The organism is Edaphobacter modestus (assembly GCF_004217555.1).
In the GTDB taxonomy this organism is placed as follows: Bacteria; Acidobacteriota; Terriglobia; order Terriglobales; family Acidobacteriaceae; genus Edaphobacter; species Edaphobacter modestus.
This window is the reverse complement of the sequence record NZ_SHKW01000001.1, coordinates 3,421,482-3,444,557: the sequence shown is the minus strand read 5'-3', so window position 1 is coordinate 3,444,557 and position 23,076 is coordinate 3,421,482. Positions and strand designations below refer to the sequence as shown.

Annotated in this window: 19 protein-coding genes; 10 read left to right on the top strand and 9 right to left on the bottom strand. The window is 61.1% G+C overall.

Annotation, left to right across the window (positions count from 1 at the left end):
* Positions 1-26 precede the first annotated feature (26 nt).
* From BDD14_RS14645 to dnaG, 5 genes are read right to left on the bottom strand one after another with little or no spacing between them, the layout of a single operon-like run.
* On the bottom strand, positions 27-416 hold the full coding sequence (locus tag BDD14_RS14645) for a type II toxin-antitoxin system death-on-curing family toxin (protein WP_207231742.1): 390 nt from the start codon (positions 414-416) through the stop codon (positions 27-29).
* Positions 417-647: an AbrB/MazE/SpoVT family DNA-binding domain-containing protein gene (locus tag BDD14_RS14640; RefSeq protein ID WP_130419452.1), complete on the bottom strand. Its 231-nt coding sequence runs from the start codon at positions 645-647 to the stop codon at positions 417-419.
* Positions 648-689: 42 nt separating this feature from the next.
* A complete protein-coding gene (locus tag BDD14_RS14635) occupies positions 690-2,084 on the bottom strand; it encodes a lipopolysaccharide biosynthesis protein (protein WP_130419451.1) in 1,395 nt (464 codons plus the stop codon).
* A gap of 18 nt (positions 2,085-2,102) precedes the next feature.
* On the bottom strand, positions 2,103-3,101 hold the full coding sequence (locus BDD14_RS14630) for a glycosyltransferase family 2 protein (RefSeq protein WP_130419450.1): 999 nt from the start codon (positions 3,099-3,101) through the stop codon (positions 2,103-2,105).
* A gap of 36 nt (positions 3,102-3,137) precedes the next feature.
* Positions 3,138-4,937, bottom strand: coding sequence for a DNA primase (dnaG, locus tag BDD14_RS14625; RefSeq protein WP_130419449.1), 1,800 nt, complete (start codon positions 4,935-4,937; stop codon positions 3,138-3,140).
* Positions 4,938-5,209: 272 nt separating this feature from the next.
* Here dnaG and BDD14_RS14620 point away from each other — a divergent pair, with 272 nt between their 5' ends.
* The 3 genes from BDD14_RS14620 (at position 5,210) to BDD14_RS14610 (ending at position 9,490) form a co-directional block, all read left to right on the top strand.
* A complete protein-coding gene (locus BDD14_RS14620; protein ID WP_130419448.1) occupies positions 5,210-6,139 on the top strand; it encodes a YXWGXW repeat-containing protein in 930 nt (309 codons plus the stop codon).
* Between the two features lie 76 nt (positions 6,140-6,215).
* Positions 6,216-6,977, top strand: a complete 762-nt coding sequence (locus tag BDD14_RS14615; protein ID WP_130419447.1) for an RNA methyltransferase — start codon at positions 6,216-6,218, stop codon at positions 6,975-6,977.
* 92 nt (positions 6,978-7,069) lie between these two features.
* On the top strand, positions 7,070-9,490 hold the full coding sequence (locus BDD14_RS14610; RefSeq protein ID WP_130419446.1) for a S9 family peptidase: 2,421 nt from the start codon (positions 7,070-7,072) through the stop codon (positions 9,488-9,490).
* Positions 9,491-9,889: 399 nt separating this feature from the next.
* Here the strand turns inward: BDD14_RS14610 and BDD14_RS14605 are convergent, their stop codons facing one another.
* The 3 genes from BDD14_RS14605 to BDD14_RS14595 form a co-directional block, all read right to left on the bottom strand.
* Positions 9,890-10,525, bottom strand: coding sequence for a hypothetical protein (locus tag BDD14_RS14605; RefSeq protein WP_242617957.1), 636 nt, complete (start codon positions 10,523-10,525; stop codon positions 9,890-9,892).
* A 108-nt stretch (positions 10,526-10,633) separates the two neighbouring features.
* Positions 10,634-11,473, bottom strand: a complete 840-nt coding sequence (gene gluQRS / locus BDD14_RS14600) for a tRNA glutamyl-Q(34) synthetase GluQRS (RefSeq protein WP_130419445.1) — start codon at positions 11,471-11,473, stop codon at positions 10,634-10,636.
* A 379-nt stretch (positions 11,474-11,852) separates the two neighbouring features.
* Positions 11,853-13,172 carry a Y-family DNA polymerase gene (locus tag BDD14_RS14595; protein ID WP_130419444.1) on the bottom strand — a complete coding sequence of 440 codons (1,320 nt, stop codon included), beginning with the start codon at positions 13,170-13,172 and terminating at the stop codon, positions 11,853-11,855.
* Between the two features lie 114 nt (positions 13,173-13,286).
* Between BDD14_RS14595 and BDD14_RS14590 the strand changes: the two genes are divergently transcribed.
* Together BDD14_RS14590 and BDD14_RS14585 are read left to right on the top strand one after the other, a co-directional pair.
* A complete protein-coding gene (locus tag BDD14_RS14590; RefSeq protein ID WP_242617956.1) occupies positions 13,287-14,918 on the top strand; it encodes an acyl-CoA carboxylase subunit beta in 1,632 nt (543 codons plus the stop codon).
* A gap of 45 nt (positions 14,919-14,963) precedes the next feature.
* Positions 14,964-15,317, top strand: a complete 354-nt coding sequence (locus BDD14_RS14585) for a cupin domain-containing protein (protein WP_130419442.1) — start codon at positions 14,964-14,966, stop codon at positions 15,315-15,317.
* Between the two features lie 107 nt (positions 15,318-15,424).
* Here the strand turns inward: BDD14_RS14585 and BDD14_RS14580 are convergent, their stop codons facing one another.
* Positions 15,425-16,594, bottom strand: a complete 1,170-nt coding sequence (locus BDD14_RS14580; protein WP_130419441.1) for a M20 family metallopeptidase — start codon at positions 16,592-16,594, stop codon at positions 15,425-15,427.
* Positions 16,595-16,734: 140 nt separating this feature from the next.
* Here BDD14_RS14580 and lpxC point away from each other — a divergent pair, with 140 nt between their 5' ends.
* From lpxC to BDD14_RS14555, 5 genes are all read left to right on the top strand, one after another.
* On the top strand, positions 16,735-17,655 hold the full coding sequence (gene lpxC, locus BDD14_RS14575; protein ID WP_130419440.1) for a UDP-3-O-acyl-N-acetylglucosamine deacetylase: 921 nt from the start codon (positions 16,735-16,737) through the stop codon (positions 17,653-17,655).
* An 18-nt stretch (positions 17,656-17,673) separates the two neighbouring features.
* The gene (gene folK, locus BDD14_RS14570) at positions 17,674-18,150 is read left to right on the top strand and encodes a 2-amino-4-hydroxy-6-hydroxymethyldihydropteridine diphosphokinase (RefSeq protein WP_130419439.1); all 477 of its coding nucleotides are present in this window, start codon (positions 17,674-17,676) and stop codon (positions 18,148-18,150) included.
* Between the two features lie 340 nt (positions 18,151-18,490).
* Complete coding sequence (locus tag BDD14_RS14565; RefSeq protein ID WP_130419438.1) at positions 18,491-20,308, top strand: tetratricopeptide repeat protein; 1,818 nt, start codon at positions 18,491-18,493, stop codon at positions 20,306-20,308.
* Positions 20,309-20,607: 299 nt separating this feature from the next.
* Positions 20,608-21,669 (top strand): hypothetical protein, encoded by a 1,062-nt coding sequence (locus BDD14_RS14560; RefSeq protein ID WP_130419437.1) that lies wholly within the window; start codon positions 20,608-20,610, stop codon positions 21,667-21,669.
* Positions 21,670-21,841: 172 nt separating this feature from the next.
* Complete coding sequence (locus BDD14_RS14555; RefSeq protein ID WP_130419436.1) at positions 21,842-22,981, top strand: glycerophosphodiester phosphodiesterase family protein; 1,140 nt, start codon at positions 21,842-21,844, stop codon at positions 22,979-22,981.
* Positions 22,982-23,076: the final 95 nt, after the last annotated feature.

Genomic DNA, 23,076 nt, shown 5'->3' with positions numbered 1-23,076 from the left:
TTCAGGTCTATGAATATTTTAGAGCCTCAAAGGGCCACAGCGTGGGAGGTGAACCACGTAGCTAACTCGTCTTCGGTGAGGGTGCCGTCGGCGAGATGGAGGAAGGTAAAGTACTTCTCTTCAGGAGAGGAGACGATTCTGATGCCATTGAGAAGCAGGAAGGTTTCGGAGACGACAAGGGCCGTGCGCTTGTTTCCGTCGATGAAGGGATGGTTACGAGCAATACCGAAGGCATAGGACGCTGCCAGGCGCGGCAGATCGCACATCGCATCATAAGCAAAGACGTTGTGCGGTTTGCCCAGTGCAGATTCGAGCAGGCCTTCGTCGCGGATACCGTCTGAACCGCCGTGTTCGGCCAGTTGACGGGAATGTGCGACCAGAACCTCAGGTTTGTCCATCCAGATCGGCTCGTCCACCTATTCGGCGAGCCTCTTGAGTACATCCCGATTTTCACGCATGACTCGTTCCATCGCATCGAGCTTGCGCGAGAACTCCGGATCGTAGGGGCTCAGCCGAACTCCATCCGGAGCCTCCGTGAGATAGAGAGTGTCGCCCTTTTCCACATGAAGGTGTCCAAGGACCTCTTTGGGAAGGATGATTCCTACAGAATTCCCTACGGTAGTGATCTTTACAGCTGTAGCGGCCATGGCGAACCTCCCACTTCATTATAACCTCAGTTATAACTGCCTCTAGCTCTCCATCTGCGGACGGGAACGGCGAAAGCGCGCCATCAGGGCCGCAGGGCGTAAAGACTGTGGATAGTGCGTCATGCTGGCGACAAAGGCGGGGAACGTGTCGTGGGAGAGTTCCAGCGACGCGGGCAGCACATACATGTTCATCACCAGCTCCGACACCAGCAGCGACGCGGCGGCCCAGTAAAGGCCGAAGTGCTTTGCCAGGAAGTAGGTAAGTACCACGGTGACGCTGGTCCCGAAGAGGTACCAGGCGGCAAGCTTCTGGTGCTTGTTGACCGCAGCCAGCAGGGTCGAGCTTGTGGACCACAGCGAATACGCAATGACCACCAGCAGCAGAATGCTGAGCAGGCCGCGGCTGGGGGGAACGTGTCCTCCGGTCCAGTGCGTAAGGAACCAGGGGCCGAGCGTCATCATGGTGGCCACGATGACCACGGCGATGATCAATCCCAACTGACAGGAGCGTCTGTGGAGGGTTCGCGTGAGAGCGATGTCGTTGGTGCCAAAGGCGCTCGACATCTCCGGCCAGAAGGTGTTGTTGACCATTTGGACAAGCTGAAGGGCGACCCGGGAGACGGTGCGGGCCGTTCCGAAGATAACGACCGCGGTGGGCCCGAGGGCATACCCGACAGCCATCAGGGTTCCCTGTAGATTCAGGGCATTGCCGATGGGAAAGGCCATGAAGGCAAAGGCTGGGCCGGAGAGGCGGCGAATCTCGGAGAAGCGAGCGTGGCTCCAGCCGTAGCGGATCCAGGGAAGATCGCGCCGCACCATGATGCAGAGCACCAGCGTCAGGGTGGCATTGGTGGAGGCAAAGACCAGCGCGGTCACACGGGCTCCTCCGCCGAGGCAGACCGGAACCAGCATCATGGCGAACGCGATCAGCGAGAAGATGCTCTTTACGAACGAGCCATAGGGATAGCGGCCCACGCAGCGGTAGGCGGATTGCAGCAGAGCTTCGAGCTGCCCAAGCAGAACCGAGCAGCCCAGGTAGAAGATGATCCACTTGGTGTCGGTCGCATCAATGGCATGGAGTTTCAGTAGTTTGGCCGCGGGGAAAAGATAGAGCACCAGGCCGAGTAGAACCATGCAGGCAGAGCAGATGATCGTGATGAGCCACCAGCAGCTCTGGAAGACTCGGAGGGCTCCTTCGCGATCTCCCCGTGCTTCCATCATCGTCATCTCATTGCCGGCGACGTTTCCAAAGCCAAAGTTGCTGACGTTGAGGTACGAAGGGATCGCCGTGACGATCATCCACTCTCCATAGAGAGGGACGCTCCAGAAGTGCAGGAAGACGGGAACCTGGACCAGCTGGACGATGGTCGTGGCCAGCTTACTGATCCAGTTGGAGATAAAGCCGAGGATGAGCCGTCGCTTGGTAGAGTTGTCCATGAGATTCCCGATTCCGGCTTACCGCCGTTGCAGAGCTCCCAGGACGCGCTGGGCGAGGGGGCGGACAAGGTTCTTGCCCTGAGTGAGGAGGGTACGCACGGGACGTGGAAGAGGACGACCTTCCGCGAAGTCGAGCAGAAGATTCTCCGAGCCGGTCTTCGCAGCCCACGATTCGAACAGTGGAATCACGTTGGCGCGTTCTTCGGCGGAGAGCTTGTCCTGGGCCGACCTGAGATAACGAAGAAAGTTATCCCGGCTCGACTGGGCGATCCATGCCGTGTCGGTCATACCGGCGCGCTGGGCCGCGAGAGGAAAGACCTCGTAGAACATGCGCTGCTCATCGCGGATCCACATGCCGAGGCGTTTGCGGAACTTGTCGCCGTCATGGCCCACGCGGTAGCCGCTGATCAGCTCATTTACGTAAATGAACGAGCCATAGGGGGCGAGCTGAGCGAACATGGGCCAGTCGCCGAAGGACTCCATGCCGAGGTGGTAGCCACCTGAATCGGCGAGGGTCTTGCGATGCACCGCGAACGCGGCGAAGCTTGCCTTGGGGCCGTGTCTCTGCTCGAGCAGGGTGTCCGGCGGCAGCGTGGCGGCCTTAACACTCATCAAGTACTGCTTATTCAGCACCTTGCCGTCTTTATCGATGTTCTCCCAGCCGGCGCGGACCAGTACGGCGTCCTCGCGGCGCGAGGCTCCGCGGACCAACCCATCGACGAAGTTCGGGTAGGCGATGTCGTCACTCGAAAAGAGGGTGATCCAATCCCCGCTCAGGCAGGAGATGGTGAAGTCCCACTGGGCGCCGACGTTTGAGCCCACAGGAGGCTTCACGCCTCGAACCTTGCCCTCGTATTTGGCGATGATGTCCGGAGTGTGGTCGGTGCTGAAGTGGTCGGAGATCACGATCTCGTCCGGAGGCCGAGTCTGGTTCAGGAGGGAAAGGATAGTCGCCTCAAGGTACTCAGCCTGGTTGTAGGTGGGGATTCCCACAGAGAAGGTCAAGGGCCTGGCCATTGTCTTCGATTGTAACAAGTGGATGTTACGGAAGTGTCAGTGCTCGCGAAGGCGGCGGTCGAGCTGCATCCTCTCCTGCAGGAGAGTCGCGAGCATTGCGTCATCCCCCCGGCGCTCGGCTTCGGCGATCAAAACACGCAGTTCGCGTTGGCGGCGTTCGAGATGCCGGCGCTCCAGGGTATGAAGTGCATCGTCAACCTGCTCGGCGAGGGAGCGCGGGGCGGTGGCCAGATCCTCCGTATCGGGATGCTCGAGAGCGCGAGCCAGAAGGACGCGGCTGGACTGATCGGTTGCGGCATCGAGCGGATTCTCCGGCGCGGGCGCCAGCGCAAGTGTCTCCAGGATCGCGGAGGAAGGCAGGCCGTCGTACCAGCCCGGGTTCTCGGCAAGGCGTGCAACGGCAAGCAGTCGTGCAGGGTCGTTCTCAGGCAGGACGAGCGCGCGGAGAAGGATGCGCTCGGTCTCGCTGGCGGGGTCGTGGCTGTGCGAGCGCACGCTCTCGACGCGCTGCATGGCGGCCTGCCGCAGCTCCTGGCGCAGAATGGCGGAGTCGATGCCGAGCTTCTGCGCCGCGTCTGCGGCGAACTCATCGCGTTGCAGCGGCGAGGGGATGCGGCGAATGTGCGGCAGAAGGAAGTTCATGGCCTTCACCTTGGCATCGGCCGTGCGAGCGGGATGCTCCTGGCGCGCGCGCTCGATGAGGTAGTCCATGTACCGGTTGGAGCCGCGGACCGCCGCGGTGTAGGCAGCCAGACCGCGTTCGCGGATAAAACGGTCGGGATCGAGGCCGTCCTCGAGAAGAACGATGCGGACGTCGAACCCTTCTTCGACGAGCATGGCCCCGGCCTTTTCCGCGGCGGTGCGGCCGGCGGTGTCGGGATCGAAGTTGAGGATGACCTGCTTGTTTGGGGTGAAGCGCGAGAGCAGGCGGACCTGCGCCTCCGTGAAGGCCGTGCCCGAGGTGGCGATGACGTTGCGGATTCCCGCCATGTAGACGGAGATGCAGTCCATCTGGCCTTCGACGAGAAGAGCGAAGCCGAGGGTGCGAATCTCGGCGCGAGCCTTGTCGAGATTGAACAGCACGTGGCCTTTGGTATAGATGGGGCCTTCGGGCGAGTTCATGTACTTGGCGATGTCGCGTCCCTTTTCGTCCTGCGCGTCGAGGGCGCGGCCGGTGAAGGCGATGGGCTTGCCCTGTTCGTTCGCGATGGGAAACATGATGCGCTTGCGAAAACCGGCGTAGAGCGGCCCGGGCGAGCCATCGGCCTGCTCCTTCGATTTGAAGAGCCCGCTGGCGCGAAGGGTCTCGTCGGAGAAGTGTTGCTTCAGCGCATTGCGCATGTGATTGAAGTCGTCGGGTGCGTAGCCGATTCGGAACTTCTGAATCGGCTCCGGCGTCACACCGCGACCGGTGAGATACTCGCGTGCGCGTGCGGCCTCGGGAGATTTCAACGCGGCTTCGAAGTATTGGGTCGCGGCTTCATGGATGTCGAGAAGCTGGCGACGGAGTCCGGCCTCGCGTGCCTCTTCCGGCGAAGAGAACTCGCGTTTGGGGAGTGGAATCCCTGCTTTCTGCGCGACGACGCGCACGGCCTCGGGAAAGGGGATATTTTCGAGCTTCATGATGAAGGTGAAGACATCGCCCTTTTCGTGGCAACCGAAACAATAGAAGTAGCCGTGGGTGGCGTTGACGGAGAACGATCCCGTCTTCTCCTTGTGAAAGGGGCAGAGGCCGGTGTAGTTCTGCGCTCCGGTCTTACGCAGCTTGATGTATTCGCCGACGATACGCACGATGTCGGCCTGCTGCTTCACGATCTGGGAAAAATTATCGGACACCGCTGGGTACGGTCAGTTTATTCGATCGCGGTGCGTTGCGTGTTTGGGTACAGGGACGCACGATGCGAACAGAACGGGGAGAGTTGTGCGTTGAGAGCTTAACTTTCTATATGCGGACAGGGTGGGGATTTTGGCTCCCCACAAAACTTAGCAGAATAATGCGTGTCTATTTGTCTGGAGTTTCCTGAGTGGACTGGAATAAAAAGGCCCGCTCGAGTGTTGAACTTTGAACTGCGTTATTTTTTTGCAGTGTTCCCGAAGGAGTTACAAAGATGCCCTCCCTGAAGACAGTACGAACCATCCTTTTAGCGGCTGCCGCTGCCGCCGCTCTCCCCGCCGTTGCTTCGGCCGCCGTCAATATTGCCATTGGAGTCTCGGTCAACACGCCTCCACCAGTACTACCGGTCTACGCGCAGCCTGCCTGCCCTGGCGATGGCTACATGTGGACGCCGGGCTACTGGGCGTGGGGTCCTGCGGGATATTACTGGGTCCCCGGCGTGTGGGTGCGTCCTCCGGCAACCGGCGTGTTGTGGACCCCCGGTTATTGGGGATGGGGAGGCTCAGCCTATGTTTTTCATGCGGGCTACTGGGGACCCCACATCGGCTTCTATGGCGGCGTGAACTACGGCTTCGGCTATACGGGCGTCGGCTATGAGGGCGGCTACTGGAGGGGCGGAGCCTTCTCGTACAACCGCGCGGTAAATAACTTTGGAAGTGTTCACATAACCAATGTGTACAACCGGACGGTTGTGGTGAACAACGTGAACCGCGTAAGCTACAACGGCGGCCGCGGCGGTCTGACGTTGCGTGCTTCGGAGCGCGAGCAGGCGGCCTTCAACGAGCATCACTTCCAGCCCACCTCCAACCAGATATCGCACGAGCAGGCGATGCGCAATGATCGCTCACAACTGGCGTCGTTCAACCATGGGCGTCCGCAAACGGCAGCGATGTCGAGGGTAGGCGAACGCGGCGATATCCAGCAGCAGCGGGTTGCGAACGGTGTTCACTCGGGGCAGCTTACGCCGCATGAGACGGGCAGCATCGAGCACAACGAAGCGCGAATCAATCAGCAGGTACACGCAGATCGTGAGGCCAATGGCGGTCACCTGAACCAGCAGGAGCGTCAGCAGGTGAATCACGAACAAAACCACGTGAGCCAGCAGATCCACAACGACACTCATAACGATCGCGAACGTCGATAGACCATAACCAACCAAAATACGCGGCCCGGGGGAGCACACGCCCGGGCCGCATTTTTTTGTCGCCTAGAATGGCCTTGTGAGCGTTGAACTCCTCGATCGCATCGTCGTTGTGCTGGTGCGAGCCCGCAATCCGAACAATATTGGCGCGGTGGCGCGTGCGATGCACGACTTCGGCTTCCGCCATCTGCGCGTGGTAAGCGAGTATGCGCCTCCGCTGGAAGCGGCACGCTCGGCGATCGATGCCTCTGCCGTACTTGCCGACGCGAAGGTCTTTGGCACGGTAGCGGAGGCGGTTACAGACTGCAGTTTGGTCGTTGGGACGACGGCAGTCGGGGAGCGCGCCTTGGAACATCCCCTGTACGCGCTCGCGGAGGCCGCGGGAAAGATTCACGGTGACGCCGGGGATCGGGCGTCGCGCATCGCCCTGCTGTTTGGTTCCGAGAAGACCGGGTTGAGCAATCAGGAGCTGAGCCACTGCCACTGGCTTCTCACGATTCCCATGCACAGCCATGAGGAGATGCGACATCCCTCGATGAATCTTGGGCAGGCCGTTGCAGTATGTCTCTACGAGATCGTGCGCGGGGCAGGCGCCCAGGCGGCAACAGGGGTTCGCGAAGCAGCGCGGGCCGGTGAGGTCGAACGGTTCATCGAGCTGGTTCAGCAGGTGCTTGAAGCGTCGGAGTATATCCGGCGACACCCTGCGAACTCAAGCGAAGAGCAGGTGCGACGTCTTGTGCTGCGCATGGGACTGACCGCCGCCGATGTGCCGATCTGGATGGGAATCCTGCGCCAGGTGCTCTGGAGAATGGGCAGGCAGGATTCGGAGGAGACTCCATAGATCAGTAGATATGCGGTGTTGCAGTCTCGTCCGGGGAATTAGACTAGGCCTTATTCATCCACCTTTTGAGATGGAAGGCGAGGGAGTGAAGAATGTCGGGGAAGATTCTGTCTATGTCGGCGGCGGCGCTGCTGGCATCACTTACAGTCACGGGAATCGCACAGCAGGCGGGACTGCTTACGAAAGCGGATTATGCGCAGGCTGAAAAGTTCATGAATTACAACGTGAACCCGCTGGTGTATCACACCGTGGAACACCCGACATGGCTCGGCGATGGCCGCTTCTGGTATCGGGATCACGGTCCGGATGGCGCAACGTATGTTCTGGTGGATCCCGCGAAGAAGACGAAGGGACCAGCGTTCGATCACGCGAAGCTGGCCAACGCGCTGAATGCGGCGATGGCGTCCTCGCGGCCCGCGGGAGCCCCTGCAGGGGCTGCGACGTTTGGCGCAGGCAGTCTGAATCTTTCCGAGCTCTCGCTTGCAGACGGAGATAAGGTCGTGACCGTGACGACGGGGGGAGCGCGCTGGCGGTGTGACCTGAGCGGGGCAGGCGCTTGTATCTCTGCGGATAAGCCGGGCTCTTCTGCTCTCGGTAGCCGCGCGAACCGCCGCGGATCGTCGCGGCCCACCGAGCTTTCGCCCGATGGGACAAAGGCAGTCTTCATTCGGGACTGGAATCTTTGGATGCGCGAGGTTGCGACCGGCAAGGAGACCCAGCTGACGACCGATGGCGTGAAGGACTTCGGCTATGCCACCGACAACGCTGGATGGCAGCACAGCGATCGCCCGGTCGTGCTGTGGTCGCCGGACTCGAAGAAGATTGCGACCTTTCAGCAGGACCAGCGCAAGGTGGGCGAGATGTATCTCGTTCCGGTGACGAACCGTCATCCGAAGCTCGAAGCGTGGAAGTATCCGCTGGTGGGCGATAAGGATGTGACCATGATCGAGCGCGTCGTGATCGAGGTGAACGCGCCGAAGGTGATTCGACTGAAACTTCCGCCGGATCAGCATCGCTCGACGATCTGCGATGACGTGAGCTGCGACGGAGGCTGGGAAGACGTGCAGTGGAGCGACGACTCCAGACAACTCGCCTTCGTTTCGACCTCGCGCGATCACAGGCAGGAGTGGCTTCGCGTAGCCAGTGCCGAGACCGGCGACGTGCGTGAGGTGATGACCGAGACCGCGCCGAAGTTCTTCGAGAGCGGAAACGATCATGTGAACTGGAAGTATCTGTGGGGAACCGGCGAGGTGCTGTGGTTCAGCGAGCGCGACGGCTGGGGACAGATGTACCTGTACGACGGCAAAACCGGCAAGCTGAAGAACCAGATCACGCACGGCGAGGGCAACGTCACGCAGGTCCTGCTGGTCAATGCGTCGGAGAGGACGCTGTACTTTCTGGGAGTGGGGAAGGAGAAGGGACGCGACCCTTACTTCCAGCACTACTACAGCATTCACTTCGACGGCGGCGGCATGAAGTTGCTGACGCCGGAGAATGAGGATCACACGGTGACGGCTTCACCCGATGGCAAGTACTTCGTGGATGTGGCTTCTACTCCGACGACGCCGCAGACGACCGTGGTGCGCGAGAGCGACGGGAAACTGGCTCTGGACGTTGTGAAGCAGGACATAACGAAGCTCACCGCGACGAGCTGGGTTCCACCGACGCCGATCACCGTGAAGGCGCGCGACGGAAAGACAGATCTCTACGGGTTTCTGTTCAAGCCGACGAACTTCGATGCGTCGAAGAAGTATCCGATTGTGAACAACGTGTATCCGGGGCCGCAGACAGGATCGTGCGGGAGCCGCGGCTTTGCGGCGGCGCATCGCGATATGCAGGCGCTGGCGGAGCTTGGCTTCGTGGTGGTATGCATCGACGGCATGGGAACACCGTTCCGGTCGAAGGCGTTTCACGAGTTCTACTACGGCAACCTGGGAGACAACACGATTCCCGACCAGGTCGCGGGGATGAAGGAGTTGGCCCAGAGGTATCCGTGGATCGACATCGACCGTGCGGGAATCTATGGACACTCGGGCGGCGGCAATGCTACGGCGGCGGCGATGTTCAACTTCCCGGACTTCTTCAAGGTCGGCATTGCGGAGAGCGGCAATCACGACCAGCGCGACTACGAGGACGATTGGGCAGAGAAGTGGGCGGGACTCGAGGTCAAGAATCCCGATGGAACTAGCAACTACGACAGCCAGGCGAACCAGAACATTGCGAAGAACCTGAAGGGTCATCTGCTGCTTGCGCACGGGACGATGGACGACAACGTTCCGCTGAACAACACGCTGACGCTGGTGGATGCGTTGATCAAGGCGAACAAAGACTTCGACCTGCTGCTGCTTCCGAACGTCCACCACGGTTATGGAGCGGATACGCCGTACATGACGCGTCGGCGGTGGGACTACTTCGTTCGCTATCTCGCGGGCGAGGTTCCGCCTCATGAGTACGAGATGAAGCCATGGGACGAGGAACAGGAAGCTCTGAATGGACCGGGGAGCAGTGATTGACGGCCGGGGGCTCCCCCTCTCCATGTTGCGGTAAGTTAAAGGGTTTTTATGGGTAAAAATATTGAATCCAACGAACTTGCTTGGTCGTATTTCGTCGTGAAGTCGTGTGGCGCAACAACGAAATACTGAGATTCTTCGCTTCGCTCAGAATGACGGTTGTGCCATTTCATCCGGGTTTGTGCCGCTTCGTTTCGGTTCGTGCATGACGGTTGTGTCCTTTCGGCTCGGGCGCTGCCGGGACGGGCGTTTGGGTTGCAAGGACGCAGAAAAAGGGAAGCCCCGGAATGATCCGGGGCTGTTTCTTCTGGTTTTTAAGGGTAGCAAAATGGGGAAAACTGATCGGCAACTCAATGTTGCGTGATTTGTTGGGTTTAGACCCTGTTGGGGCTTGACCGGATTCTATTGACCGGACGGCGGACGAATTGCCGGGCCGGTTCGCGCGACCTTCCAGCCTTCATTGGTCTCGATGAGAACGGCGTTTCCGGTACGAGGTCCGGAGAGATTCTCGCGAATCTGGGGAAAGGCGTTTTTGGTCTCTTCTGCGGTGGCCCAGGCAGGGGGATCAACGATGGTGTAGTGGTACATAACCTGGGTGGTGGCCCCGCGCTCGGCGGTGGTGGGCGTAGAGCTGTCGATGCCTGTTACCTTGCGACGGCCATAGCAGAAGTTGCCGAAGCCGGGCTGATCCACATCGGCGACCCAGGTTCCACGGCCCTTCTCGGAGATGTCATAGTTGGTGACCTGCTTGCTGGCGACGATCATCACTTTTTTTTCGGCCGTAGTGCGCGCGAGGAGCCCCTGATCGACGAGAGCGTCGTAGCCGGAGGTCTTGCTCGCATCCGATGTGTCGGCCTGTACCGGAAACTTGACGGAGGTCTCCCAGAGGCAGACGGGATGGGCGGCGTAGTAGGTATTGATGGCGTCGGTAAAGTGCATGGTGTTGTCGACATGCTTGTTGCATCCGCTGGTGAGGGCAAGGGCTGCGGCCAGCGCAGTTGCCGCCCACGTCAGCCGAAGGGTTCCTGGGTTTGTCATGCGTGCACGCTCCAATACGAAGTGGGATGCAGAAGAGGGTGCATGTGTCTTTCTCTCGAGGTGAGCAGGTGGATGAATCTGGCCGTGAGAGATTGCGCAAGCGAGGAGCTATTCGTACTGCAGCAGCGAGCGGGCGGCCAGTTGCAGGACTTCGGCAGCCGTAAGTCCCTGCTGGCGTAGAGAACGGATGGCCAATGCGTCGTAACGTTTCGCGAGCCGCACACCGCGGTCGTCGCGCAGGAGATGGGTGTGGAAGTGTGCAGGCGATTGCATGTTGAGCGCGCGCTGCAGGAGGATCTGCCGTGCGGTGGACTTGAGCAGGTCGGCTCCGCGAACGACTTCGGTGATGCGCGAACTGTCGTCGTCGACGACACATGCGAGCTGATAGCTGGGGAGGCCGTCCTTGCGCCAGATGAGGAAGTCCCCGACGTCGAGGCCGGCGATGAAGTTCTGTGGGCCGAGGTTGCGATCGGTGAAGCGAATGGTCTCGCCATCGGGGACACGGAAGCGATAGTTGACGCCGGGCTCGATGACGGTGGAGGAGGCTTCAACGAGCGGGCGGCAGTGGCCGTTGTAGACGGGCTCGTCGTCTGCTTCCTCGTGGGGTGCCTGAACCATCTGTGCGAGGTCGCGGCGGCTGCAGGTGCAGGGATAGGCGAAGCCGGAGGCGAGCAGCCGGGCGAAGGCTTCGCGATAGAGCGCAAGGCGCTGGGACTGGACGAGGATGGGCGGGGTCCATTCGATGCCGAGCCAGGCGAGATCTTCGATCATGGCGTCGACGTACTCGGGTTTGGAGCGATGAGGGTCGAGGTCTTCGTTGCGGAGGAGGAGTGTGCCGTGATGTTCGAGGGCGCGCTGGTAGGCGGTCCAGAAGGTGGCTGCGTGGCCGAGATGGAGGAGGCCCGTGGGGCTAGGGGCGAGGCGGCCGATGTAGTTTGCGCTGCTCACAGGAAAAGCGTACCTCAGCAGGTGAGCCGCTTTGTGTCGGGTGGTTTTTGATGCGGAGGATGCGTGGCCTTAGGCGAGGCGGTTCGAGCTTCGCTCGAATGCCCCACTCATGTCGCGATGATGCTGCGCCATGAATGGGGCGCCCTGTTGTGGGGGAGGATGATGGGGAATCGCAGGGGCGCGCCCCTATGCGAAACCGCAGATCCTTCGACTCCGCTGCGCTTCGCTCAGGATGACACCGATTGTTTTCTGTCGCAGACGATGATGCGGATCGTTTGCCGCAGACGATCACAGCGATTGTTGCTGCCGCAGGGCAGGGAAGTAATTCATTGCATCTGGCAGGCGAAGCATTTCCATCATTTCATCCGGATGCGAAGCCTTACATGTAGTCGACGCCATACTGCACGGGGATCTGGGTGAAGGCGATGCGTGTGGGTGCGCTCTCGCGTGCGGGCAGCATTCCGGCGAAGTGCAGCGTCGTGTGGCCGTACTTGAGGTTGAGCTTGTCCATGGTGGCGGAGAGCTGGGTGCGATTGTCGGGATCGCCGAAGAGGTCTTCTTGGTGCTCGTCTTCCGGGATGAGGTCGCGCAGGGTGATGCCGACGAAGAAGGGGCGGCGAAACTCCTCGCCCTGCGGACGCCGCGCCCACATGCCGCGCAGCGCGCCGAGAAGGGTGAGGGTGTCCTGGCACTGTTGGAAGCGTGCCTCCATGCCCCAGCCGGATTGCTTGATTCCGCTGAAGTGACGTTTGGACTTGATGCGCTCGGCCTGCTCTTTGGTGAGCTGGTAGCGGATGGTGACGGACATGGAGCCGGTGTAGAACTTCTCCATGCGCAGGCGCATCGCGGCCTTGTGCAGCAGCTTGTTGGCGATGGCCCAGGCGCCCTCTTCGTTGCGGAACTCGGGGGCCATGACGTGAGAGTGGCCGAGGGACTTCTGCACCTCGCTCGCGACAGGCGCGCCGTCGTCGCCGGTATCGGCGCCGCGCAGCCAGTGGTAGAGGCGGTCGCCCCAGACGCTGTCCCACAGCTTGTGCATGCCGTTGCGGTCGAGCGCGAGGAGCTGCTCCATGGTGGTGATGCCCCTGGCGTTGAGGCGGACTTCGGTGCGCGCGCCTACGCCGGGAAGGTCGCGCAGTTCCAGATGAGCAATTGCCCTTGGCAGTTGCGACGGGAGAAGCCCGATGAGGCCGTCGGGCTTCTGCATGTCGCTGGCGATCTTGGCGAGGTAGCGGTTGGGGGCCATGCCGATGGAGCAGCGCAGGGCGACGCCGACGTTCTTGTAGATGGACTGCTTGATTTCGAGTGCGATCTTGCGGGCGCGGGGCGGCTCCTGCTCGCGGCCCATGAGCTGGCAGACCATCTCGTCGATGGAGGGCGTGTGCGCGACGGGGCAGCAGAGCTCGACGGCCTCGGCGATGGCCTTGGAGTATTTGGCGTACTCGGTGTGGTTGCCTTCGATGAGGATGATGCCTGGGCACATCTTTTTTGCCTCGCCCACCTGCGTGCCGGTCTTGACCTTGAAGGCTTTCGCCTCGTAGCTGGCGGCGATGCAGCAGGTGGTGTCGGCCATGGTGGGGACGACGGCGAGCGGCTTGCCGCGATATTCGGGGTGCAGCTGCTGCTCGACCGAGGCGAAGAAGGAGTTGAGGTCGATGTGCAGGAAGCCGAAGCGGTCGGGATTGAGGGGGGTGGCCATCGGCTTGGAACTTGCTGCTGCCAGATTATATTCGCTGTATCTTCGCTGCAACCGGAAACGGAGGTTTCTGATGCGCTGCTAAAATCGCAGCCTATGGCGGCAGCGGAACAAGCGATGACATCGAAGAGGAAACCGACGGCGCAGCAGGTGCGTCTGGCCGAGCTGGCGGCGCGGCATGCGATTGCGGAAGAAGGCGGCGGTCTTGAGCGACGGACGCGAGAGACAAAGGCGGGCAAGCTCTCCGCCCGCGAACGTGTCGACCTGCTGCTGGACGAGGGAACGTTCGAAGAGACGGACAAGTTTGTGACCCATCGCGCGACGGACTTCGGGATGGATGCGCAGCGGGTTCCGGGCGATGGGTTCATCACTGGGCATGGGCGCATCGATGGCCGCGTGGTGTTTGTGTTCGCGCAGGACTTTACGGTCTTCGGCGGGTCGCTGTCGGAGACGAATGCGGCCAAGATCGTGAAGATCATGGACATGGCGATGAAGGTGGGCGCGCCGGTGATCGGGCTGAACGATTCGGGGGGCGCGCGCATCCAGGAGGGGGTGCTCTCGCTTGCGGGTTACACGGATATCTTTCTGCGCAACACTCTGGCGAGCGGCGTGGTACCGCAGATCTCGGCGATCCTGGGGCCGTGCGCTGGGGGTGCGGTGTACTCGCCGGCGATTACGGACTTCACGCTGATGACGGAGAAGACCAGCTACATGTTCGTGACCGGGCCGGATGTGATCAAGACGGTGCTGCACGAGGATGTGACGAAGGATGCGCTGGGCGGAGCGCACACGCATAACGAGATCTCGGGCGTCGCGCACTTCATGGCGCATGACGATCGTGAGTGCCTGGCGATGATTCGCGAGCTGGTCGGGTTCATGCCGTCGAACAATCTCGACGATCCTCCGCGCCGTGCGACGAGCGACGATCCGGCTCGCGCGGATGCGGCGCTCGACACGATCATTCCGGAAGAGAGCAATCAGCCGTACGACATGGTGGATGTGATCGCGCGCATCGTGGACGAGGGGTATTTGTTCCAGGTACAGGAGCATTTTGCGCGCAACCTGGTGGTGGGGTTCGCGCGCATGCATGGAAGGCCGGTCGGCGTAGTCGCGAACCAGCCGGCTGTGCTTGCGGGTGTGCTCGATATCGATGCCTCGGTGAAGGGGGCACGGTTCGTGCGCTTCTGCGACGCCTTCAACATTCCTCTGATTACGTTTGAGGATGTTCCGGGCTTTATGCCGGGAACCCGGCAGGAGCATGGCGGCATTATTCGCCATGGCGCGAAGCTGCTGTATGCGTTTGCGGAGGCGACGGTGCCGAAGCTGACGGTGATCACACGCAAGGCCTACGGCGGGGCGTATTGCGTGATGAGCTCGAAGAATCTGCGAACGGATGTGAACCTTGCGTGGCCTACGGCGGAGATTGCGGTGATGGGGCCGGAGGGCGCGGTGAACATCGTCTATAAGCGCGAGCTGGACGCCGTGGTGCGGCGGGCGCAGGCGGTGATGCCGCAGGGTGTTTCGCTGTCGGAGGAACAGAAGCTCGAGGTGCTGGCCGAGGCGCGCAACGAGAAGGTCGAGGAGTTTCGGGAGCGGTTTGCGAACCCGTATGTTGCGGCGGAGCGCGGCTATGTGGATGCCGTGATTCGACCCAGCGAGACGCGGCGCAGGCTGAACACGGCGCTTGATATGCTGGCGACCAAGCGGGAGAAGAATCCGCCCAAGAAGCATGGGAATATTCCGCTGTAACTCCAATTGCTGCATCGCAAGGATCGCTTCCAGCATCGGAGGAAGATGCCAGCCAAAGTGATCTCTACCGCGAACGCCGAACACTACACATGGGGGACCCACTGCGACGGGTGGTACCTCGTTCGCACGCCGGAGTTGAACATCATTGAAGAGCGGATGCCGCCCGGCACCAGCGAGACACGCCACCACCACGTGCATGCGCGGCAGTTCTTCCTCGTGCTGGAAGGCGAGTTAACGATGGAGATCGAGCATCATGACTTCACGCTGCGTGCAGGCGAGGGCATCGAGATCGCTCCCGGACAGGCGCACCAGGCGATGAACAGGAGCGCGGGTAGCGTGCGCATCGTCGTTACCAGCCAGCCGCCGAGCCACGGCGATCGCATCGACGACGAGTCATAGCCTCGGTCCCTGGATCGTCTCCTGTGAGGCCGCTGTCCGGCGGAATGTCAACCTACGATGTGACGGGCGGCGACAGCGCGAACTACATGCAGGAGGGTCTGGGGTCGCTACTCCTTGAGTAGGTCACGGACGGTCGCGAGCATGGCCGCGAGCAGGGCGGTGCGGGGGACGATGTGCTCGGCGAGAATGTGCTCGTGGGCGGCATGGGCTCCGGCTCCGATGGCTCCCATGCCGTCGAGGGTGGGGACGCCGAGGGCGGCGGTGAAGTTGCCGTCGGAGCCTCCTCCGGTGGAGGCCTCGTCCAGATCGAAGCCTAGTTCCGCGGCGAGCTTTCTGGCTTGCTTGAAGAGGGCGATGGTTCCTGCCTTGCGCTCCATGGGCGGGCGGTTGATGCCGCCGGTGATGGTGAGCCTGCAGGCGGGATCGATGGGCTTGAGGCGGTGGAAGAGCCGCTCGACGCGGGCGGCGTCGCTGGCCCGGGCGATGCGGACGTCGACCTCGGCGTGGGCGGAGGCGGCGATGACGTTGGACCGGGTTCCACCGGCGATGACGCCGCAGTTTACGGTAAGGCCGCGGGAGAGGTCGGTGAAGCCGGAGATGCGCTCGATCTGGCGGGCCAGTTCGAGGACTGCGGAGTGGCCCCGTTCGAAATCGACACCGGAGTGCGCGGCAACGCCGGTGACGTGAACCTCATAGTGGCCTACGCCTTTGCGGGCGGTCTTGAGGGCGAGGCCCTGGGCAGGCTCGAGGACGAAGACCGCCGAGGATTCTTTTGCGAGTTTTTCCGTGATGGGGCGCGAGACGGGGCTGCCGATCTCCTCCTCGGAGACGAGAAGCAGGGTGACCGGACGGAGGAGATTGAGCTCGCGAAGGACGGAGATAGCTGTGAGCGCCATGACGACGCCGGCCTTCATATCGAGGACGCCGGGGCCGGAGATCTTGCCCGCGTGCTCCTGCCAGGGCATGGACTTCAGGGTGCCGTGGGGCCAGACCGTATCGAGGTGGCCGAGGATGAGGATGGGCTTCTGGCCGGAACGGGCGGCGGACTTTGACGAGCCTGCCCCGAAGGGAAGCTCGTAGACATCGCCGAAGTTCTTCTGGCGATGGCGTTTGACCCGGCCGCCGAGGGCGGTGGCCCAGTCTGCGACGAGCTGCTGGGCGGCGTTAACTGCGGCTGGGTCTTCACTTGGGCTTTCCACCCGGACGAGCTGGCGAAGGTGCTGGAGGAACCAAGGTAGTTTCGTCTGGGTGCGAAGGAGCAGGTCCTGGGGGATCATCTCTATGTCTCTGACGTTATGTGATTTATGCGGGGGGTGCGTATCGCAGGAATGCGGCAGAAGTGTGTCTTTTTTGCCACACAAATTTGCATTGACCCCACTGTAATCTAATTAGCGGATTGTACCGGAGAAGCTGTTTGTTGGCATCGGACCCCCATTTTGAGCGAACGATAAGGTCGGGAATTGAGTTCTGTGGAGTGGGGCTTCACAGCGGGGCACCGGTTTCTATGCGGCTGGTTCCAGCCCCGGCCGGCTCCGGCATCGTCTTTCGAAGGACAGATCTCGACAACTTTGAGATTGCGGCGACGGGAAGAAATGTCGCCAAGGTGAGCTATGCCACGAGCCTGATGCGGGGCAGTGTGCTGATCTCGACGACAGAGCACCTGCTGTCGGCGCTGATCGGCTACGGGGTGGATAACGTCATTGTGGAGATCAACAATCTTGAGGTTCCCATTCTCGATGGCAGTTCGCTACCGTATATCCGGGCCTTCGAGGAGACGGGGCTGAAACAGCAGCGGCGCAAGCGTGAGTATATGCGGGTGCTGAAGCCCGTGGAAGTGTGCGACGGCGCGAAGTTCATCGGAGTCTATCCGGGGAAGGGGTATGCGATCGATTACACGATCGACTTTCCGGAGCCGATTGGGTACGAGACGCTGCGGGTGGACCTGGCGACGGGAGATTATGTAAAGCTGATCTCCCCTGCGAGGACCTTCGGATTTAAGGAAGACGAAGCGATGCTGCGGAACATGGGGCTGATCCGCGGGGTTTCGGACGAGAGCGCCATCATTCTCTCTCGCAAGGGCGTGGAGAATGGCCCGCTTCGGTTTCCCGATGAGTTTGTGCGGCACAAGGTGCTGGACCTGATCGGGGACCTGGCGCTGGCGGGTCGAAGGATTGAGGGCAGGGTGGTTGCGGAGCGCGCGGGCCATGCGATGCATACGGCGCTGGTGCAGCGGATGCTGCGGGACCGGTCCTCGTGGGAGCTGGTTTACGGGTACGACGAGGTGGCGGAACCCGAAGCCCACAGGGTTCCGGCGGGTCTGCAGCCGGTAACCGCTTAAACCGGTTTGACGGGTTCCATGAGGCTTGCGTCGGGATTGGCGGCGATTGCGCTGGGGTCGAACCTGGCTTCGAGGTTTGGGGATCGTGAGGCCAACCTGCGTGAGGCGATCCGGCGGCTGGCTGCTCTGGGCGAGGTGAAGGCGGTATCGAGGTTTCACGACACGGAGCCGGTGGGCTATACCGATCAGCCGAGATTTCTGAATGGAGCTGTGGTGCTGGAGACGTCTCTGGCTCCAGAGGAGCTGATGCGGGCTCTGCTGGAGGTCGAGCAGGAGATGGGGCGCGAGCGGGTGATTACGAAGGGGCCAAGGGTGATCGACCTGGACCTGCTGCTGTATGGGGATGAGGTGATCAACACAGCGGAGCTGACGCTGCCTCACCCGGAGATGCACGCTCGCCGGTTTGTGCTGGAGCCGCTGAAGGAGGTCGCCGGGGAGTGGGTGCATCCGGTGCTGGGGCTCTCGGTGGACGAGATGCTGCGAAGGCTCGGGTAGGCGAGGAATTGGCCCTCGGAGCTAGGAAAGCGGTCGGCGCATTGATTGCTCATTCTGATCGCTACTTGTGTGCCATTCCTCTCCGTCTAAAAACTGACAGCGGTTGAGAATCGCAATGCGGCGAACGATCGATCTCCCGGAACGCTTTCCGCGGTCGGCAGAACGTCAAACACCCGGAGGACACGAAGTACTCCTCGAAGAGGAACACGAGGTGTTGTCGAGGGTGCAAGGTGTTTGCGAATGGAACAAGAGATTCTGGCCGCTGAGTAGGAATGTGGTGAAGGGAATCCACCGGAGTCTATGCTGAGGTTTCGGGGTGCGACTCCGGATGAGAGGTTTTATGGGTTGTCGAGTAGACGGGGCGGTTTTGCTCGGTGTGGTTGCTGGAGCAGTGTTGTGGGGCGGGGTTGGGAGTGCGCAGCAGCCGGCGACGTGTCATGGCACCGGGATGGCGGCGGCGATCTCGGCGCCGGAGAAGCTGCCCGCGCCGGTGAAGATGACGGGGATCGGGAATGGCTCGATCGCGATTACGGCAGCGAATGACGAGGCGAAGGCCTGGTTTACGCAGGGACTGAACCTTCTGCACGACTTCTGGGACTACGAGGCGGCGCGCGCGTTTGAGCAGGCGGTGCGATCCGATCCGAAGTGCGCGATGTGCTACTGGGGGCTGTATCGGGCGGAGGTCTTTCGCAGCGCAGAGGATCCATCGGGCAAGGAGTCGCTGGATCGTGCGGTTGCTCTCGAAAGACATGCGAGCAAGGCGGAGCGGCTTTACATTGACGCGGCGGTGGCCGGGTATCGGAACTCGCAGAAGGAGCTGCAGGCGAAGCCGGATTCGGTGAAGAAGCCGGAGCCGCCAGAGGGTGCTCCTCATGTGGATTCCGAGGAGACGAAGCTGTTCCGCAGGCTGGTTACTTTGGAGCCGGAGGACGTGCAGGCCCGGATCTTTCTGGCGGAGTCGCTGATGGACGGGTTCGACAAAAAAGGTGAGCCGCGTGCGGGAACGGCGGAGGGTCAGCGGATTCTGGCGGCGATTCTGAAGGAGCATCCGGAGGATTCGGCGGCGAATCATTACTGGATTCATGCGGTGGAGCCGGGGGATCATCCGGAGCTTGCGCTGGAGAGCGCGAAGAAGCTGGGCGAGCTGACGCCTGCCTCGGGACACATGGTGCATATGCCGGGGCACATCTTCTATCGGACGGGAGACTATGAGTCGGCGCGCGAGTCGTTTCTAGCTTCGATGCAGGTGGACGAGGCTTATATGCGCGCGCAGAACGTGAGTGTGGAAAACGACTGGAACTATGTGCACAACCTGATGTATCTGATCGCCGACCTGATGGAGGGTGGAAGAGTTACGGAGGCGATGAAGATCTCGGAGAAGCTGGCGAAGGCGCGGGGAGAGGTGGGACCGACGCTGTATCGTCAGGTTCCGCGGGACGGGATGTCGAGGCTGAGTGTGGATCTTCCGGTTTTGCTGCGGGCGGGAGTTTGGACGAGTGCTACGGCCGCGCTGGAGAAGAGCGCGCCGGACCCGTCGTTGAAGAACCTGGAGGAGCTACGCGAGTCGATGCTGGATTACACGCGAGGAATGGGGGCTCTGGAGCGGGGCGATAAGGAGAGTGCGGCCAGCATGAGCGATGCGCTGGATGCGAGGGTGAAGGAAAAGCCGGCGATGGGTCCGGACGACATGCCGGGGATGGCCGGGATGTCGATGTCGAAAGACGCGATGGCAAAGCCGGTGCACAGCTATCTGGATGTTGCAGCGATGGAGCTGCGGGCGAGTGTTTTGCTGGCGGAGGGTCGCGGGGTGGAGTCGGATGCGATGTTCACCAAGGCGGCGGCGGCGGAGCGGGATCTCGGGTATCGAGAGCCGCCGTTCTACATTCGGCCGGTGGAGGAGACACGCGGGGATGCCCTGCTGCGGGCGAAGCGTTATGACGAGGCGAAGCAGGCCTACGAGGCAGCGCTGAAGCAGCGACCGGAGTCTGGATTTGCGTTGTATGGTGTAGCGCAGGCAGATGCGGGAGCGAACCGGAGAGGCGAGGCTACCCAGGACTATGCGCGATTGTTGCAGGCGTGGGCCAAGGCGGATGCGGACCTGCCGCAGTTGAAGGCGGCCCGGGCGTGGCTCGACGGCCAGGCTGCGGATGGAGAGTAAGCCGAGCAAGCTTCTCCATCGAAAGGTGGACGTAAAGATGGATCGTCCGGGCCATGACAGGCGGGAGTGGAGATCCTAAAGTAATTTTCGTGATGTATAACTCTCCGGAGGCGCCCACAAAGGCGCCTCTTCTTTTTTGCTTCGAAGGTTAACTGGGTGGGCGCGGTGGAGAAAAAACTCAACCCTTCGATGGAAGACGCACGCGGCTGAACGAACGTAGAGTGGGGTTCGCTCCTGACAGTTCAGAATTTGGGAAATTACGAGAAGTCGTTTTGAGGCCGCTCTTTGCGAGGAAAACCATGATCAAAGATAAAAGAAGGATGTGGCTTACAGCCGCACTTGCTATAGCTGCGTTTGCAGGGGAAGATAGGGCGTCCGCTCAAGGATGCGTTGCGGCGCACTCGAACCAGCGCTCGATGGACGAGTTGGTGCGATCGCTGGATGGCGGAACGAAGTATGGATGGTCGATCCACAACCTGACGGTGGACATCGGATACAGGATGTTCAACTCGAACAAATACTTTATCGGCGACGAAGAGATTGCGCGGCCGAACGCGATTCGGAATCACCAGAACATCTTCGATATGGGCGTGGAGTACCGGTTTACTCCGCAGTGGAGTTTTATTGCGGATGTACCGGTCTTCGATGGATCGCGCAACCAGCTCTATCCTCCGACGGGCGTGTTTCAGGTGAGCGGGATTGGAGACATTACGCTGGGGGCGCAGCGCTGGATCTTTCGGCCGCCGACGGAGTTCGGAGGCGATGTTGCGGTGAGCGCTTCGGTGAAGATCCCGACGGGCATCAATAATGCGACTGGATCGGCGCTCTACAAGGGCCAGGTGGTGAAGGCGACGGCGGACCAGTCGATGCAGCCGGGCGATGGCGGATGGGGCCTGATGTTGGCCACGCAGGGATACAAATCCATGTGGACGAGGGCCGATCTCTATGGACAGGCGCAGTACCTTTTCAATCCGCGCGACACGAATGGAGTGCTGACCTTCAGGAGTCAACCGGGACAGAGCGTGATGTCGGTGACGGACCAGTATCTGTATCGGCTGGGAGTGTCGCAGGGAGTGCCGAAGCTTCGTGGGGTGGCGCTGAGCCTTGGGGTGCGCGGAGAGGGGGTTCCGGTGCGCGACCTGCTGGGGGCGAGCAATGGCTTTCGCCGTCCCGGAAGCGTGATCTCGCTCGATCCTGGCCTGATGGTGAATGTGCGGCGGACGACATTGTCGGTGAACGGGCCGTGGGCGCTGCGGAGGGACAGACCGCCTAGCGTTCCGGAGTTGGCGAACAACACAAAAAACGGCGATGCGTTCTTTGCGGATTACACCGTGCTCGTTGGACTTTCGCACCATTTTTGAGTGCAGGTGTCTAGGCTGCGGCGGTGACGGGAGCCCGGCCTGGCGGTCTCCATTTTTCAGAGCAGGACATTTAGGCCGCTTTTTGCTTTCGTGTGCCAACCTTTCGAGCTAGGTGCCTCGGTTTGATCCGCTTTAACGCTTACGTAACTTCGATGTAGGATGCTTGTGCTTTATGACGAAGCGACTTTTAGGTGGCGTAATCTTCTGCGTGAGTTCGGCTGTGATGATGAAGGCCCAGGGTGCGGTGGCGAATCCTTATATACAAGTGATGGACAAGGCGTGGGCTCATGCGAAGGCGCATGGGGCTGGCCGGCCGGTGCTGTCTCCGGTGGATGCCACGATTCTGAACGGAGAGGTTCCGCTGAAGGAGTTGCAGGCGCAGGGATTCATAGTCGTGCCGTGGACGACGAACGATCCGGAGAAGATGCGTACCGAGATCCGGATGGGCATCGACGGTCTGATTACGGACCGGCCCGATCTGCTGCAGCAGGTGTTGCGGGAAGAGCGCGCAAATGCGAAGTCGGCAGAGGAACGCGATAGGCTGGCGAAGTTCGATGTGACGGCGCATCGTGGGGGTCGGGGCCTGCGGCCGGAGAATACATTGCCTTCGTTTGAGAGCGGACTGGATCAGCTGGTGACGACGCTGGAGACGGATACGGGAGTGACGACCGATGGCGTTTCGCTGATCTGGCATGACCAATTTCTGAACCCCGAGAGCTGCAGGCGTGCCGACGGCGCACCGTACACGCAGGAGAACCGCGTCTTCACAAAGGACATCTCGAGCACGGATGCGCAGAAGACCCTGATCTGCGACAAGGTGCACTTTGGAGCCGATCAGAAGAACGATCTGGCGCTGTCGCCGGTGGCGGTGGCGTTTGCGAAGAAGGAAGGACTGATCAGTCCCTATGTTCCGACGTATGTGGCGCAGCTTTTCCGGTTCGTGAACTTCTACGTGGACTACTATCGCACGGGCGCCGGCAAGAGCGATGCGCACGCGAAGGAGCGGGCGGAGAACGCGGCGAAGGTACGGTTCAACATCGAGACCAAGATTATGCCGGAGGGCGCGGTGGGCGACGACGCGCATCGCAATCACACGGTGGGTCCGCAGGCGTTCGTGGATGCGCTGTGCGGGGCGATTGTGAAGAACAGGATGGAGTCGCGGGCTGAAGTGCAGAGCTTCGACTTCAGGACCCTGATTCTTGTCGAGGAGCAGTATCCGAAGATTCCGACCTACTATTTGACGGGTTCAACGAAGATGCTCACGAGTCCGTGGGTTCCCGAGCAGTTGAGAGCGACGGCAGACCAGCACTGATCTGTCGCGCCAGTTTTCCACTGCATGCAGCGCCATTGAAACGTTCTATTCATATTCCAGTCATCGTGCGTACACGAAACGTAGTTAGCGTTACA

Excerpts from the sequence above, each read along its gene's own strand:
- BDD14_RS14640 (WP_130419452.1), bottom strand. The coding sequence starts at position 647 with ATGGCCGCTACAGCTGTAAAGATCACTACCGTAGGGAATTCTGTAGGA.
- BDD14_RS14635 (WP_130419451.1), bottom strand. The coding sequence starts at position 2,084 with ATGGACAACTCTACCAAGCGACGGCTCATCCTCGGCTTTATCTCCAAC.
- BDD14_RS14630 (WP_130419450.1), bottom strand. The coding sequence starts at position 3,101 with ATGGCCAGGCCCTTGACCTTCTCTGTGGGAATCCCCACCTACAACCAG.
- BDD14_RS14620 (WP_130419448.1), top strand. The coding sequence starts at position 5,210 with ATGCCCTCCCTGAAGACAGTACGAACCATCCTTTTAGCGGCTGCCGCT.
- BDD14_RS14610 (WP_130419446.1), top strand. The coding sequence starts at position 7,070 with ATGTCGGGGAAGATTCTGTCTATGTCGGCGGCGGCGCTGCTGGCATCA.
- BDD14_RS14605 (WP_242617957.1), bottom strand. The coding sequence starts at position 10,525 with ATGACAAACCCAGGAACCCTTCGGCTGACGTGGGCGGCAACTGCGCTG.
- BDD14_RS14595 (WP_130419444.1), bottom strand. The coding sequence starts at position 13,172 with ATGGCCACCCCCCTCAATCCCGACCGCTTCGGCTTCCTGCACATCGAC.
- BDD14_RS14590 (WP_242617956.1), top strand. The coding sequence starts at position 13,287 with ATGACATCGAAGAGGAAACCGACGGCGCAGCAGGTGCGTCTGGCCGAG.
- BDD14_RS14585 (WP_130419442.1), top strand. The coding sequence starts at position 14,964 with ATGCCAGCCAAAGTGATCTCTACCGCGAACGCCGAACACTACACATGG.
- BDD14_RS14580 (WP_130419441.1), bottom strand. The coding sequence starts at position 16,594 with ATGATCCCCCAGGACCTGCTCCTTCGCACCCAGACGAAACTACCTTGG.
- folK (WP_130419439.1), top strand. The coding sequence starts at position 17,674 with ATGAGGCTTGCGTCGGGATTGGCGGCGATTGCGCTGGGGTCGAACCTG.
- BDD14_RS14565 (WP_130419438.1), top strand. The coding sequence starts at position 18,491 with ATGGGTTGTCGAGTAGACGGGGCGGTTTTGCTCGGTGTGGTTGCTGGA.
- BDD14_RS14560 (WP_130419437.1), top strand. The coding sequence starts at position 20,608 with ATGATCAAAGATAAAAGAAGGATGTGGCTTACAGCCGCACTTGCTATA.
- BDD14_RS14555 (WP_130419436.1), top strand. The coding sequence starts at position 21,842 with ATGACGAAGCGACTTTTAGGTGGCGTAATCTTCTGCGTGAGTTCGGCT.